This window comes from Nonomuraea sp. NBC_00507 (assembly GCF_036013525.1).
Lineage (GTDB): Bacteria > Actinomycetota > Actinomycetes > Streptosporangiales > Streptosporangiaceae > Nonomuraea.
Genome location: NZ_CP107853.1, coordinates 5,712,525 through 5,726,224 on the forward strand (window position 1 = coordinate 5,712,525; position 13,700 = coordinate 5,726,224).

Sequence of the window (13,700 nt, forward strand, 5' to 3'; positions counted from 1 at the left end):
CACGGTGATCATGGTAGTGACACCATCGAAAACCTTTCATTACCCGTTCTGGGGCCCCGTCAGTCCTTTCTGGTCGGCATTCGCAGCACGAATCGGGCGTCGCGGTTGCGTGCGGCGTTCAGCCGGGTGAAGCGGACAGAACACTGCTCTATGCGTGTTGTGGTCGTCTGATTAGAGTAAGTGGACACTGATACCAAGGAGGCGACGTGGACCTTGCTGAGTATCGGCGCGCCGCCAGGGCCTGGCTCCAGGACAACACCCCGACGGACGAATCCGCTGAAGGGGACGGCATCGCGCGGGCCAAGCACTTCATGGCCAAGCTCTACGACGCCGGTTATTCGGGCATCACCTGGCCGAAACGCTGGGGCGGCCAGGGGCTGACGCAGGCGGAGGAGCGGGCGTTCGCCGTCGAGGCACGCGACTTCACCCTCCCCACGTACGTCTTCTCGATCGGCCTCGGCATGACCGGCCCGACGCTGGTGGACCGGGGCACCGACGCGCAACGCGAGCGTTTCCTCAGGCCACTGCTGCGCGGCGAGGAGATCTGGTGCCAGCTGTTCTCCGAACCGGGCGCGGGCAGCGACGTGGCCAGCCTGCAGACCAGGGCGGTCCGCGACGGAGACCAGTGGGTCGTCAACGGACAGAAGGTGTGGACCTCCGTCGCCCACCACGCCGATCGGGGCCTGCTGCTCGCCCGCACCGACGTGGACGTGCCCAAGCACAAGGGGCTCACCATGTTCGTGGTGGACATGCACCACCCGGGCGTGACGGTCCGGCCGCTCAAGGACATGTCGGGCAGAGCCAATTTCAATGAAGTCTTCTTCGACAACGTCACGATCCCGGATGAAAATCGCGTGGGCGAGGTTGATGACGGCTGGAGTGTGGCCGTCACGACCCTGTTGCACGAGCGGCTGTCGATCTCGGCCGGCGTCGGCATGGGCGGGCAGAAGGACAACCCGGCCTCGCTCGAAGCGCTGCGCCAGGCCGTGGACACCAGCGATCCGCTGGTCCGCGACCAGCTCGTCGAGCTGCACATCCGTAGCCGCGCGCTCGCGCTGTTCAACCAGCGCCTGGCCCAGGAGACCGAGGCCGGGCTCTTCCCCGGCGCCCGCGGCAGCGCGGCCAAGCTGCTGCTGGCCGAGCTGACGCTGTTCCAGGCCGACCTCGCCACGCAACTGGTCGGGCCCGAGTCGGTGCTGGCCGATCACCCGCTCGCCCAGGCGATCTCCCTCGCTCCGGGCATGGCCCTGGGCGGCGGCACCAACGAGATCATGCGCAACATCGTGGGCGACCGGGTGCTCGGCCTGCCGCCCGAGCCCCGCGTGGACAAGACCGTGCCGTTCAAGGACCTGAAGGTGGGGACGCAGGCGTGAAGCTCACACTCAGCCAGGAGCAGCAGCAGCTGCGCCAGTCCGTGCGGTCCTTCCTGCGCACGGCCTCGCCGCTGCCCAAGGTCCGCCAGGGCTACGATCCGCAGGTGTACTCCCGGCTCAACGGCGAGCTCGGCCTGTCGGGCCTGATCATTCCCGAGGAATACGGCGGCGCCGGCGCGGGCCTGATCGAGCTGGCCGTCGCGCTGGAGGAGACCGGCGCGGCCCTGCTGCCCGGACCGTTCCTCGCCACGACGTTCGCGGCGATCGCCCTGACCAGGGTGCCCGACAAAGAGCTGCTGACCGGCATCGCCGAGGGCCGGATCGCGGCCACGCTCTCCGGTGACGAGATCGCCTACGACGGCGTTGCCGTGCGCGGAAGGCTGACTCAGATCCTCAGCGGCATGGAGGCCGACGTGCTGGTGGCGCCCGCGCGAAGCGCCGACGGCGCCGTGATGGTCGCCGTGGACCTGGCCGGGCCCGGCGTCACCAGGACCGCTCTGGAGACGCTCGACATCACGCGCGGCCAGGCCGAGGTGGTCATGGACGGCGCGCCGTGCCGGGTGCTCGGGCCGCCGCCGGAGACCGGTATCGGCGACCGGCTGTGCGTGGCGCTGGCGGCCGAGCAGCTCGGTGTGATGCGGGCGGCGCTGGACGCCATCGTCGCGTACGCCAAGATCCGCGTCGCCTTCGGCCGCTATATCGGCTCTTATCAGGGCGTCAAGCACAAGCTCGCCGACATGCACTGCAAGCTCGAACAGGCCGAGTCCATCGTCAGGTACGCGGCCTGGGCAGCCGACGAGTCACCCGCCGAGCTGCCCGGCGCCGCCGCGCTCGCCCAGGCGTACGTCGGCCGCGCCTGCTTCGAGGTGGCCCGCGACCACCTGCTGCTGCACGGCGGCATCGGCTTCACCTGGGAGCACGACGCGCACCTGTTCTACAAACGGGCCAAGGCCGACGAAGTGCTGATGGGCCCGCCCCGTATGCACCGCGCCCGTCTGGCCGAGCTGTTGGAGGTGCTGTGATGGATCCGCAGCGGAGCGAGGACATCCATCACAGCCCTCCGAGCGGAGCTCGGCAATCAGACGCTGACGAGACTCCGGGCTTCTACGCCATCGCCGCCGGCGACCCCGACCGCCTCGCCGTGATCGACGCCGACGGCACGCACACCACGTACGGGCAGCTGCTCGCCCGGGTCAACCAGGTCTCGCACGGCCTCAGGGCACGCGGGCTCGGCACCGGCGACGTGGTGGCGGGGGTGCTGCCCAACGGGATCGACGCGGTGGTCATGCTGATGGCGACCGGACAGATCGGCCTCTACTACGTGCCGATCAACTGGCACCTGACACCGTCCGAGGTGACGTACATCCTTCAGGACTGCGACGCCAAGGTCGTCGTGACCGAGGAGACCGGCACGGCGGAGCTGGCCGAAGGGCAGCCCGAGGACGCCCCGGCGGACCGCACCTCCGGGGCGGTCATGTGGTACACCTCGGGCACCACCGGCTTCCCCAAGGGCGTGCAGCGGCCGCTGCCCGGCGCCCCGCCGGAGGCGATCGTGCCGCTGTACACGTGGTTCCTCGGCGAGGTCGTGGACCTCAAGCCGGGCCACGAGGTGCACCTGGTGACCTCGCCGATGTACCACTCCTCGCCGTGCGCGCACACCCAGTTCGCGCTGCACTTCGGGCACACCGTGGTGATCGCGCCGCGGTTCGACCCGGTGACCATTCTTGAGCTCATCGAGCGGCACCGGGTGTCCAACGCGATGATGGTGCCGACCATGTTCCACCGCATGCTGCAGCTGCCGGAGGACGTCCGGAGCAAGTACGACGTGTCCAGCCTGCGCCAGGTGATCCACACCGCCGCCGCCTGCCCGGTCGCGGTCAAGCAGCGGATCATGGACTGGTGGGGGCCGGTGCTCTACGAGTACTACGGCTCGACCGAGTCGACGATCGCGTTCGCCGTCAAGCCCCAGGAGTGGCTGGCCAAGCCGGGCACCGTGGGCCGTCCTGCGCCCACGTTCGAGGTCAGGATCCTCGACGAGTCGGGCGAGGAGCTCCCACCCGGTGAGCCCGGCATGATCTACGTCAAGTCCAGCCTGGGCACGTTCGAATACCGCAAGGACCCGGCGAAGACGGCCGCCAGCATGCGTGGGGAGTGGTACGCCCCAGGCGACATCGGCTACCTGGACGCGGACGGCTACCTGTTCCTGTGCGACCGGCGCACGGACCTGATCGTCTCCGGTGGGGTGAACATCTACCCCGCCGAGATCGAGGCGGCCCTGCTCGAGCACCCCGCGGTGGCCGACGTGGCCGTCATCGGGGTGCCCGACGAGGAGTGGGGCCACAACGTGGTCGCGCTCGTGCAGCCCGCCGAAGGCGTCGAGCCGGGGCCCGAGCTCACCGCCGAGCTGCTGGAGCACTGCGGGCCCCGCATCGCCAGGTTCAAGCACCCGAAGGTGGTCGAATACCGCCCGCGGCTGCCGCGCACTCCCACCGGCAAGCTGTCCCGCTCGAAGGTGCGTGCCGCCTACCTCGCGGAGAACAGCGGCCGCTGGCCGTCGCCCGGATAGGAGCAGGTCGACAGGCCTTACCGGCCGCTGACCGCCCGCCTGTAGCGCTCCGACAGCCGCAGCACGTGCTCGGCCAGCTCCGGCGGGTCGAGCACCTCGAAGTCCACGCCGATGAACCCGATCCACACGGCCATGCCGTTCAGGTCGTCACCGCCCAGCTTGAGCAGGCAGGACGAGTCGTCGACCGGCTCCACCTCCAGCCCGAGCGGCAGCGCGGTGAGCTGGTCGGCCGGGGCGTGCACCAGCACGGTGCCGCGGTAACGCCACATGGCCGTGTTGACGCCTTTCTCCACGTACGCCGCCACGTCGCCGTTCTCCGGCAGCTCGCGGGGGATGAACCGGGGCCCGCCCGGCGTGCGAAGGAACACCCGATCCACCCGGAACGTCCGCCAGTCCCGCCGCTCGACGTCGTATCCCACGAGATACCAGCGGCCGCGCCGGTGCACCAGGCGGTAGGGGTCGACGTTGCGCATGGCGGTCTCGCCGTCGTGGCCCGTGTAGTCGAAACGCAGCCGCTCGTGGTCGCGGGCCGCGTTCGCGATCGTGGTCAGCACCTCCGGGTTCACCGACGGGCCGCTGCGGGCGATCTGCACGGTGTAGGTGTTGAGCGCGTTCACCCGGCGGCGCAGCCGGTTCGGCAGCACCTGCTCCAGCTTGGCGAGGGCGCGGAGCGAGGTCTCCTCGATGCCCTCGACGCCGCCGCCCGCCGCCCTGCCGAGCCCGACCGCGACCGCCACGGCCTCCTCGTCGTCGAGCAGCAGTGGCGGCAGCGCGGCCCCTGCGCCCAGCCGGTAGCCGCCCGCGACGCCCGGCGTGGCGTGCACCGGGTATCCCAGCGAGCGCAGCCGCTCGATGTCGTTGCGGATCGTCCTGGTCGAGACCCCGAGCTTGGCCGACAACGCGGGGCCGGACCACTCGCGGTGCGCTTGGAGGAGGGAGAGCAGTTTGAGCAGGCGGGCCGAGGTTTCCAGCATGGCACCCAGTCTGCCTGCTCATGCGGAAAGATTCCTTCCGCATTCGTAGAGCTCGTCAGCTCAGGTCGTGGGCCGTCTGGTGGCGTGGCTCGTACAGCCCGAGCCGCCCGCCTCCGGGCAGCGTGATCGCCGTGAGCAGTCCCCACCCCTGGTCGCTGACCGGATCGGCGAACTCCACCCCCTTGGCCCGGAGCTCCTCCATCGTGCGCTCCAGGTCGTCGCACATCAGGTAGAGCTCATGGGTCTCGGCCGTGTCCGTGGGATGCACGGCGACCTCGGCGGGCGGCAGCTTGAAGATCAGCCAGCCGCCGCCCGCGTCGACGTTTGGATAGCCGAGCACGTCGCGGAGGAACGCGCGATCGGCATCCGCGTCCCGGCTGTACATGATCAGATGCGCTCCATTGATCATCTGACCACAATACGCCCGCGGGTCAGCGAACCGTCACGACCCGCCGAACAACCGCTGCGCCTGCTGGATGACGACGATCACGGTCAGCGTGCCGAAGAAGGCCACCGACCAGATCAGCGCCCCCAGCCGGAACGAGCGCACCTTGATGGCGTCGGGCAGCGCCCGCCGGTTGAGGATGATCAGCAGGATCGAGTACACGAACATCATCACGGCCGCGAAGGACGCCGAGAACACCAGCAGGATCAGCGGCTGGTCGAAGCCCAGCAGCAGGATCCCGATGCCGATCAGCACCATCGCCCAGACGGTGTAGAAGTAGATCGTGTTCACGGACGCCGGCTTGTCGCGCAGGTAGACCGTCTTGATCGTGTCGGAGGCCAGCCGCGAGGTGTAGTCGACGATGCCCATGGCCGAGGCGAACAGGGCCAGCGCCCCGATCAGCCAGAACAGCACCCCGAACCAGGGACCGACGAGGCTCTGCAGCGCCTCGCCCTCGACCTTCAGGAAGCCGATGCTGTTGGCCAGCCCTTCCTTGCCGAAGACGGTGGAGTAGGCCAGCATCGACATGAGCGCGATCGTCACGAACGACACCATCGCGAATGTCCAGGCCTGCTCGACGTTCGCGAAGCGCCACCACTGCCGCCACCGCGCCAGGTTCTCCTTGGTGGGCGCGAACTGGAACCCGGTCGACGCGGCCGCTTCCTCCTGCCCGGTCACGGGGCTGACCAGGCGCGGCACGTACGCGCCCATGCCGAAGCCCTTGTCACGGATCCAGTTGCTCTGGCACAGGTTCTGGCCGCCGCCCGCGCCGGCGTAGGCGATGGCGCCCATCAGCAGCGCGAAGTCCAGCGGCGGCACCGGGAACCTGGCCCCGACGGTGAGCCCCTTGCCGAGCTCGACCCAGCTGTCGGCGTTGATCGCGAAAATGATCGCGACCACGATCAGCGTCGCGACCAGTCCGATCTTCACGAAGATCACCCGTTCCAGCGCCGTGTAGATCACCGGCGCCAGTGTCAGCCCGAGCGCGATCACGATGAGCATGCCGATGGCGATCCACCGGACGCTGCTCGCGTTGGAGCCGGTCAGGTAGGTCACCATGGTCGCCGAGCTGGTCACCCATCCCGGCCACAGGTTGGAAGCGAGTGTCATCAGCACGAAGACGAGTCCCCAGTGCCGCCACATCCGGCTGAAACCGGTCAGCGCGGTCTCGCCGGTGGCCAGCGTGTAGCGCTCGATCTCCATGTTGAGGAACCACTGGGTGATGATGCCGATCGCGGCTCCCCAGACGAAGATGAGCCCGACCTGGGAGGCGATGTAAGGCCAGAGGATGAATTCGCCCGACGCCAGCCCCACCCCGGCGCCCACCAGACCGGGGCCGATGATGCGCCACTTCGAGGAGGGCGGGTCGGGCAGGTCGCGAAGGGTGACGGGGGGCAGGACACGCGCAGGAACAGTGGGGGTGAACTCCGCCATGCGGATCTCCTTGTTCGACTTACCTATCCGTCACATTACAGAGACCCGAAACACTGGTGGAATAGCTAGTTAACCACCACTATGTACTCTCCGCGGTCCGTGAATCCCACCACGCGTCCACCCCCGCCCATCAGGCCGCCGAGCACGGTTCGCACCGCCGTCCGCCACTCCCTCGCGGCCGCCGGATTCGCCCGCCGCAATGCCTCGATGTCGTGCGGCGTCCCCACCAGAACCACGTCTCCCTGCACCCCTCTCACGACGGGCCACTCACCCTCGCAGTCCAGCAGGACGGGCAAGGTCTCGGCCTGGAGGTCATCCGGGCCGTGATCGTCCTGGGCCACCTGCCACACCGCGAGCAGCCGGTCGGAGGCGTCACCCTCGTTGATCGCATCCGCCATCGCCCCGTAGAAGTCCTCCAGGTACGTCTTCGGCATGGCGCCCAGCTTGACGAGGTTGAACCGGGCGTTTCTCCGCACGAGCGGGTCGAACGTCCATGTGATCTTCTTCAGCCCGTGCTCCAGGCACCAGTCCCGCTGGTGCAGCTTCAACGCGTAGCCGATGCCCCGGCCCATGAGGGCGCCGGTCACGTGCGAGTGCAACGCCTGCCCGGCGGCCAGGAACCCGACGGACGCACCGACGAGCGTGCTCCCGTCGAAGGCGCCGGCCACGTAGTTGCCTGTGTGCGCGAACCCGATCATCAGGTCCACGGGGGCGGGCGCGTTGTGCGGATCCGGATGCCAGATCTGGTCGAAGAGCCGGTAGGCCTCGCGGAACTCGTCGATCTCCCGCAACTCCCTGACGACCACGCCGGCCTTGGCCGCCGCTTCCTCGCTGCTCTGCCTGCTCATGCCCCCCATTGTGACCGTGTCGCCGCGAGAAGATGGCCATCCACGCTCAGTCGTGGTCCAATTACCCTCTGTAGTATCCTGTTGACCAGGGAGGTCTCATGAACGTTGGGCTCACTGCCGCCCGCAGGGCGGCCGCGTTCGGGATCTGCGTCGCCGCGATCCTGACCACGCCGTTCGGCACGCTGCCCGCCGGCGGCGCCGTCGCGGGCGCGAAGCTGCGCATCACCGTCACTCCCGACGCCGGCGGCGGCGCGTACGCGGTGCGGCTGATGTGCGACCCCGACCGAGGGGCCCACCCGCGTCCGACGGAGGTGTGTGACGCGTTGCGCGCGGTCGACGGGCGCATCGAGGCCCTGGACCTCAATCCCGGCGCCTGCCCGATGGTCCACCTCCCGGTCGAGGTGGAGGTGGCCGGGGACTGGCGCGGCCGGCCGATCGCGTATCGCAAGGTGTTCTCCAACACCTGTGTGATGAACAGGTCGCTCAGCCCGCTCGTCTAGCCGCGTTCGCGTCCCGGCCTGGCCTGGCCTGGCCTGTTCGCAGGCTCCGCCGTCGATCAGGCCAGACGCTCACCGAAGAACCGGTGCACGTTCCCACCGATGATCTTCATGACGTCCTTCTCCGGCAGGCCGCGGGCGAGCAGGCCCTCGGTGACCATGGGCAGGCCGGAGGGCCCCTCCAGGCCGGGCACCGCGGACTTCGGGTTCACCCCTCTGGAGAAGACGCCCTCGCAGCACGGTGGCGTCAGGTCCTCCATGACCTCGCGGATGAAGTCCGGGCCGAGTCCCACGTGGTCGATGCCGGCCACGTCGGCGACGTGTTCGATGTGATCGAGCAGGCGGTCGAGCGTCATGTCCTCCTCCCGGTCGGCCAGAAAGGGGGCGAAGAAGTTGACGCAGACCACGCCTCCGGTGGCGGCCACCCCGCGCAGTTGCTCGTCGGTGAGGTTGCGGTGGTGGTCGCGCAGCGCGCGGGCGGCGGAATGGGTGGCCATCACCGGTTTGGCGGCCAGCTCCAGGACGTGGGCGACACCGGAAGCGCCCAGGTGGGAGACGTCGAAGACGATGCCGAGCCGCTCCATCTCGGCCAGGGCGGCGACGCCGTGCGAGGTCAGCCCGCTGCCCGTGGCGTCCTCGCCGCTGCCGTCGGCCAGCGGTGTGCGGCCGAAGTGCGCGATGGAGGCCACCCGCACGCCGAGGCGGTGCATGGTCGAGATCAGCTCGACGTTGGCGTCCAGGCCGGGCATGCTCTCCAGCGCCAGCAGCAGGGCGATCTTGCCGTCGGCGAGTGCTCTGTCGATGTCGCCGGCGTCGAGGCAGATGCGGACGTGGTCGGCGTTGGCCTCGGCGAGCACGTGCGCGCACTCGATCATCCGCAGCGTCTGCCGCAGCGCGCCCTCCGGCCGATATTGGTCGTCGATGAAGACGGGCAGGACCTGCAGATCGACCCCGCCCGCGAGGAGCTGGGGCAACCATTGCTCGCGGAAGAACGAAGCCCACTGCTGCGGCGGGCGGGCGGAGACGGCCATCAGCAGATCGTTGTGAGTGTCGGCCACGACGGCACGCTGGTGCAGGGCAAGCGTCATGATTGGACGTTACCCCGGGCGCTCGGCCCGGTCATAGCCCGCGGCCTGAGCGCCTGATCATCTAGCCCGCGGCGACCGGCTGATAGGCGGGCAGCGGCGGCTTGGCCGTCAGCCTGCGGTAGAGCGTCGTGGATCCGGGCCAGTTGTTCGTGACGCGGCCCTGCGGCGTCTTGTACCAGCTGTGACAGCCTCCGCCCCACACCATCCGGCTCATCGCCGCGTCGAGCTGCCTGCTCCACGCCGCCATCGCTGCCGGCCGCACCTCGATCGGGCCGTGCGCCGACACGTGCGGCAGGCACGACATGATGTGGCGCACCTGGCATTCGATCATGAAGATGATGGAGCTGTGCCCGAGGTTCGTGTTCGGGCCGTAGAGCAGGAACATGTTGGGGAAGTTCGGCACGGAGATGCCCAGGTACGCCTCCGCCCCGCCGGTCCACTGCTCCCGCAGCGACCGGCCGCCGCGCCCGGTGATCTCCATCGGGGCCAGGAACTCGGTGCTCTGGAAGCCGGTCGCGTACACGATCGTGTCGACTTCGCGCAGGCCCTCCGTGGTCTCGACGCCCTCCGGCGCGATCCGGACGATCTTGTCGGTGACCACGTCGACGTTGTCCCTCGTCAGCGCCGGATAGAAGGTGCTGTCGATGACGACCCGCTTGCAGCCGGGCGGGTAGTCGGGCGTGAGCTTGGCCCGCAGGTCCGGGTCGGGCACCTGGTCGCGCAGGTGCCGCAGCGCCCGCTTCTTCAGCAGTCCGGCGCTCCAGCCCTGGGCGAGCGCGGGGTAGAGGGTGGCCTCGGCGTACCGGTAGATCCACTCGCGGTAGGCCCGCTGGAGGCCGGGGACGAAGCGGAACGCACGTGTGGCCAGAGGTCCGAAGGTGGCGTCCGGCTTGGGGATCACCCAGTTGGGGGTGCGCTGGAAGACGTGCAGCCGCTCGACCTGCTCGGCGATCCGCGGGATGAACTGGGCCGCCGACGAGCCGTTCCCGATCACGGCGACGCGCCTGCCGGTGAGGTCGTGGTCGTGGTTCCAGCGGGCGGAGTGGAAGGAGACGCCCGCGAAGTCCGGCAATCCCGCAATGTCCGGCAGGCGGGGGCGGTTGAGCTGGCCGACGCCCATGACCATCACGTCGAACGCCTCCGTACGCTCCTCGCCGGCGCCATCGGCGGTGGTGAGCCACCACTGGGAGTCATGGAAGGCGGCCCGGCGGACCTCGGTCCCGAAGCGGATTTGTCGCCTGGTGTCGTACTTATCGGCGCAATGCTCTAGATATCCGAGAATTTCAGGCTGCGCCGGGTAGCGGCGGGTCCAGCTCGTGTACTTCTCGAACGAGTAGGAATACAAATGCGAGGGAATGTCGCAGCCTGCCCCCGGATAACTGTTGTCACGCCAGGTGCCGCCGAGGTCCCCTGCCTTCTCGAACACGGTGTAGGAGCGGATCCCGGCCCGTTCGAGCTGGATCGCCATGCACAGTCCGCCGAATCCCGCTCCGACGATCGCGACGTTTGGTGCCATGCCGTCCTCCGCGTGTCAGTATCCACTTACCGTATGCCGAACCCCGTACCGGCGACACCCCCTGCAGAGCCCCACGAACCCCTCCCGCGTGCCGATAGTCTGCGCAGGTGGCTGCTGTGACGTTGACGGATGTGATCGAGGTGCTCGAGGCGGCCTATCCGCCCGCCCGGGCCGAGTCGTGGGACGCGGTGGGGCCGGTCTGCGGGGATCCGGCCCAGCAGGTGCGGCGGGTGTTGTTCGCGGTCGATCCGGTCGCGGTCGTGGCCGAAGAGGCCCTGGAGTGGGGCGCCGACCTGATCGTCACCCACCATCCTCTCTACCTGCGCGGCACCACGAGCGTCGCCGCGACGACCCCCAAGGGCCGGCTCGTCCACACTCTGATCAAGAACGACGTCGCCCTCTACACCGCCCACACCAACGCCGACGTCGCCAACCCCGGCGTGTCGGACGCCTTGGCCAGGGCCGTCGGGCTGACCGGCGACCTGGTGCCGCTCCAGCCCTTTCCCGACGACCCGTGGCGCGGGCTGGGCCGCATAGGGGAGCTGCCGGAGCCGGCGACGCTGGGGGAGTTCGCGGCCCAGGCCGCCAAGGGGCTGCCGCACACCTCGTGGGGGGTTCGCGCGGCCGGCGATCTGTCCAGGACGGTGCGGCGGGTGGCGGTCAGCGGCGGCGCGGGCGACTCGCTCCTCGGCACGGCCGCGGCCGCCGGAGTCGACGTCTTCCTCACGGCCGACCTGCGCCACCACCCGTCGAGCGAGTTCATCGAGGCGGGCGGGCCCGCGCTGATCGACGCCGCGCACTGGGCGACCGAGTGGCCGTGGCTCGACAGCGCGGCGTCCATCCTGCACGCCAGTGGCGTTAACGTTGAAACACGTGTCTCCGCCACGGTCACCGATGCTTGGACAAGAGGATATTGATCATGAAAGCAGCCCCTGAAGCCCAGAAGAGACTGCTCGACCTGGCAGAGCTCGACTCCGTGATCGACCGGCTGGCCCACCGCCGCCGCACCCTTCCGGAGCTGGCCGAGATCGACGAGCGGTCGAAGCAATATGCCAGGCTCGCCACGCAGGTCATCGAGGCCCAGACCGAGGCCGGCGACCTGGCCCGCGAGCAGACCAAGGCGGAGAGTGACGTCGACGCCGTGCGCACGCGCGCCGACCGTGACCAGAAGCGCCTGGACTCCGGCGCCGTGACGTCCCCGCGTGACCTGGCGAGCCTCCAGTCCGAGATCGCCTCGCTGCAGAAGCGTCAGGGCGATCTGGAGGAGATCGTCTTGGAGATCATGGAGCGCCGCGAGGCCGCGGACACCAAGGCGACCGACCTGGTGGCGCAGCGCGACGAGGTGGCCGCCGCCGTGTCCGCCGCTGAGGGCCGGCGCGACGCCGCGCTCAAGGAGATCGACAAGGAGGCGGCCGAGGTCCAGGGCCGCCGCTCCGCCGTCGCCAGTGACATCCCCGCCGACCTGATGGCGCTCTACGTGAAGCTCAGGGACCAATACGGCGTGGGTGCCGCCATGCTGCGCGGCGGCCGGTGCCAGGGCTGCAAGGTGGCCCTGTCCATCGCCGAGATGAACCGCATCAAGGCCGCACCCCACGACGAGGTGCTGCGCTGCGACGAGTGCCGCCGCATTCTCGTACGGACGGCAGAGTCCGGGTTGTGACGCACTACGTCATCGAGGCCGACGGCGGCTCGCGCGGCAATCCCGGCCCCGCCGGCTACGGCGCGGTCGTCACGGACGCCGCGGACGGCCAGGTGCTGACGGAGTCGGCCGAGGCCATCGGCGTCACCACCAACAACGTCGCCGAATACCGCGGGCTGATCGCCGGCCTCGAGGCCGTGCTCCGCCTGGGCGGCGAGGGCGCGCAGGTGGCCGTGCGGATGGACTCGAAGCTGGTCATCGAGCAGATGGCGGGCCGCTGGAAGATCAAGAACGAAGGGCTGCGCCCGCTCGCCATGGAGGCGGCGGCGCTGGCCCGGCGGCTGCGGGTCACGGAGTGGACCTGGATCCCGCGCGAACGCAACAAGCACGCCGACCGCCTGGCCAACGAGGCGATGGACGCCGCCGCCAAGGGCCTGACCTGGAAGGCGGGCGGCACCACCGACCTCCACGCGCAGGAGGGGGTGCGCACCCTGGCCACCCGCCGGACGGACCTCCTCGACGCCGGCGACATTTCCGAAATATCCGCTCCAGCCGCCTCCGTCGCCGCGGCCCAGCAGCGCGTCAAACCCGCCGGCACCGGCACCGGCTGGGCTCCGCCCACCCGCGTGGCCACCTCGCTGCTCCTCCTCAGGCACGGCGAGACCGAGCTGTCCCTGGAACGCCGGTTCTCCGGCCTGGGCGACCCCGAGCTCACGCCCAACGGCCTCGCGCAGGCGTCGGCCGCCGCCGACCGGCTGTCGCGGGAGCCGTACCGGCCGGATGTGATCGTCACCTCCCCGCTCAAGCGCGCCCGCCAGACCGCGGCCGCCGTCGCCGGGCGGACCGGTGTCGACGTCGAGGTGGTCGAGGACCTCAGGGAGGCCGACTTCGGCGCCTGGGAGGGCCACACGTTCACCGAGGTCCAGCGGAAGTGGCCGGCCGAGCTCGCCGCCTGGCTCGCCGACCCGGCCACCGCCCCGCCCGGCGGGGAGAGCTTCGCCACGGCCGCACGCCGCGTCCAGGCGGCGGGGGAGCGGCTGGTGGAGCGATACGAGGGCAAGACCGTTCTGGCGGTCTCGCACGTGACCCCCATCAAGATGCTCCTGAGGCTCGCCCTCATGGCCCCGCTGGAGTCGATTTACCGGATGCACCTCGACCTGGCGTGCCTGTCGCTGATCGAGTACTACGCGGACGGCCCGGCCGTGGTGAAGTCGTTCAACGACACCTCGCACCTGCGCTGAGGTGTCGGGGCCGTGCCGGGTTCCGCCAGGATCACCCGGCACGGCCGCCGGCGCATCGCCCCCCTCAGGCGATGACATG

Annotated in this window: 13 protein-coding genes; 7 read left to right on the forward strand and 6 right to left on the reverse strand. The window is 69.7% G+C overall.

All coding sequences use genetic code 11. The features are described 5' to 3' along the window. Window positions 1-206 precede the first annotated feature (206 nt). The 3 genes from OHA25_RS27775 to OHA25_RS27785 are packed head-to-tail and all read left to right on the forward strand — an operon-like array spanning window position 207 to window position 3,939. On the forward strand, window positions 207-1,373 hold the full coding sequence (locus tag OHA25_RS27775) for an acyl-CoA dehydrogenase family protein (protein WP_327590394.1): 1,167 nt from the start codon (window positions 207-209) through the stop codon (window positions 1,371-1,373). Next, complete coding sequence (locus tag OHA25_RS27780) at window positions 1,370-2,395, forward strand: acyl-CoA dehydrogenase family protein (RefSeq protein ID WP_327590395.1); 1,026 nt, start codon at window positions 1,370-1,372, stop codon at window positions 2,393-2,395. Before OHA25_RS27775 ends, OHA25_RS27780 begins: the two co-directional genes overlap by 4 nt. Continuing rightward, window positions 2,395-3,939 carry an AMP-binding protein gene (locus OHA25_RS27785; protein WP_327590396.1) on the forward strand — a complete coding sequence of 515 codons (1,545 nt, stop codon included), beginning with the start codon at window positions 2,395-2,397 and terminating at the stop codon, window positions 3,937-3,939. The genes OHA25_RS27780 and OHA25_RS27785 overlap by 1 nt, the downstream gene beginning before the upstream one ends. A 17-nt stretch (window positions 3,940-3,956) precedes the next feature. On the opposite strand, the gene OHA25_RS27790 is transcribed toward OHA25_RS27785, so the two are convergent. The 4 genes from OHA25_RS27790 to OHA25_RS27805 form a co-directional block, all read right to left on the reverse strand. Continuing rightward, window positions 3,957-4,913, reverse strand: coding sequence for a helix-turn-helix transcriptional regulator (locus OHA25_RS27790; protein WP_327590397.1), 957 nt, complete (start codon window positions 4,911-4,913; stop codon window positions 3,957-3,959). Between the two features lie 55 nt (window positions 4,914-4,968). Beyond that, window positions 4,969-5,322, reverse strand: a complete 354-nt coding sequence (locus OHA25_RS27795) for a VOC family protein (RefSeq protein WP_327590398.1) — start codon at window positions 5,320-5,322, stop codon at window positions 4,969-4,971. Window positions 5,323-5,355: 33 nt separating this feature from the next. Beyond that, the gene (locus OHA25_RS27800) at window positions 5,356-6,792 is read right to left on the reverse strand and encodes an Nramp family divalent metal transporter (protein ID WP_327590399.1); all 1,437 of its coding nucleotides are present in this window, start codon (window positions 6,790-6,792) and stop codon (window positions 5,356-5,358) included. 65 nt (window positions 6,793-6,857) lie between these two features. Then, complete coding sequence (locus OHA25_RS27805) at window positions 6,858-7,640, reverse strand: GNAT family N-acetyltransferase (protein WP_327590400.1); 783 nt, start codon at window positions 7,638-7,640, stop codon at window positions 6,858-6,860. 98 nt (window positions 7,641-7,738) lie between these two features. Here OHA25_RS27805 and OHA25_RS27810 point away from each other — a divergent pair, with 98 nt between their 5' ends. After that, window positions 7,739-8,140 (forward strand): SSI family serine proteinase inhibitor, encoded by a 402-nt coding sequence (locus OHA25_RS27810; RefSeq protein WP_327590401.1) that lies wholly within the window; start codon window positions 7,739-7,741, stop codon window positions 8,138-8,140. A gap of 56 nt (window positions 8,141-8,196) precedes the next feature. Here OHA25_RS27810 and OHA25_RS27815 read toward each other — a convergent pair whose 3' ends face one another. Both OHA25_RS27815 and OHA25_RS27820 read right to left on the reverse strand, forming a co-directional pair. Beyond that, window positions 8,197-9,225, reverse strand: a complete 1,029-nt coding sequence (locus OHA25_RS27815) for a dipeptidase (RefSeq protein ID WP_327590402.1) — start codon at window positions 9,223-9,225, stop codon at window positions 8,197-8,199. A 61-nt stretch (window positions 9,226-9,286) separates the two neighbouring features. Continuing rightward, entirely contained in the window at window positions 9,287-10,741 is a 1,455-nt protein-coding gene (locus OHA25_RS27820) for a flavin-containing monooxygenase (RefSeq protein ID WP_327590403.1), read from the reverse strand. Between the two features lie 116 nt (window positions 10,742-10,857). Here OHA25_RS27820 and OHA25_RS27825 point away from each other — a divergent pair, with 116 nt between their 5' ends. Genes OHA25_RS27825 through OHA25_RS27835 form a run of 3 tightly spaced genes read left to right on the forward strand, consistent with a single transcriptional unit; the run spans window position 10,858 to window position 13,621 of the window. After that, window positions 10,858-11,658: a Nif3-like dinuclear metal center hexameric protein gene (locus tag OHA25_RS27825; RefSeq protein ID WP_327590404.1), complete on the forward strand. Its 801-nt coding sequence runs from the start codon at window positions 10,858-10,860 to the stop codon at window positions 11,656-11,658. 2 nt (window positions 11,659-11,660) lie between these two features. Continuing rightward, on the forward strand, window positions 11,661-12,401 hold the full coding sequence (locus OHA25_RS27830; RefSeq protein WP_327590405.1) for a zinc ribbon domain-containing protein: 741 nt from the start codon (window positions 11,661-11,663) through the stop codon (window positions 12,399-12,401). Next, window positions 12,398-13,621, forward strand: coding sequence for a bifunctional RNase H/acid phosphatase (locus OHA25_RS27835; RefSeq protein ID WP_327590406.1), 1,224 nt, complete (start codon window positions 12,398-12,400; stop codon window positions 13,619-13,621). Before OHA25_RS27830 ends, OHA25_RS27835 begins: the two co-directional genes overlap by 4 nt. Window positions 13,622-13,700 lie beyond the last annotated feature (79 nt).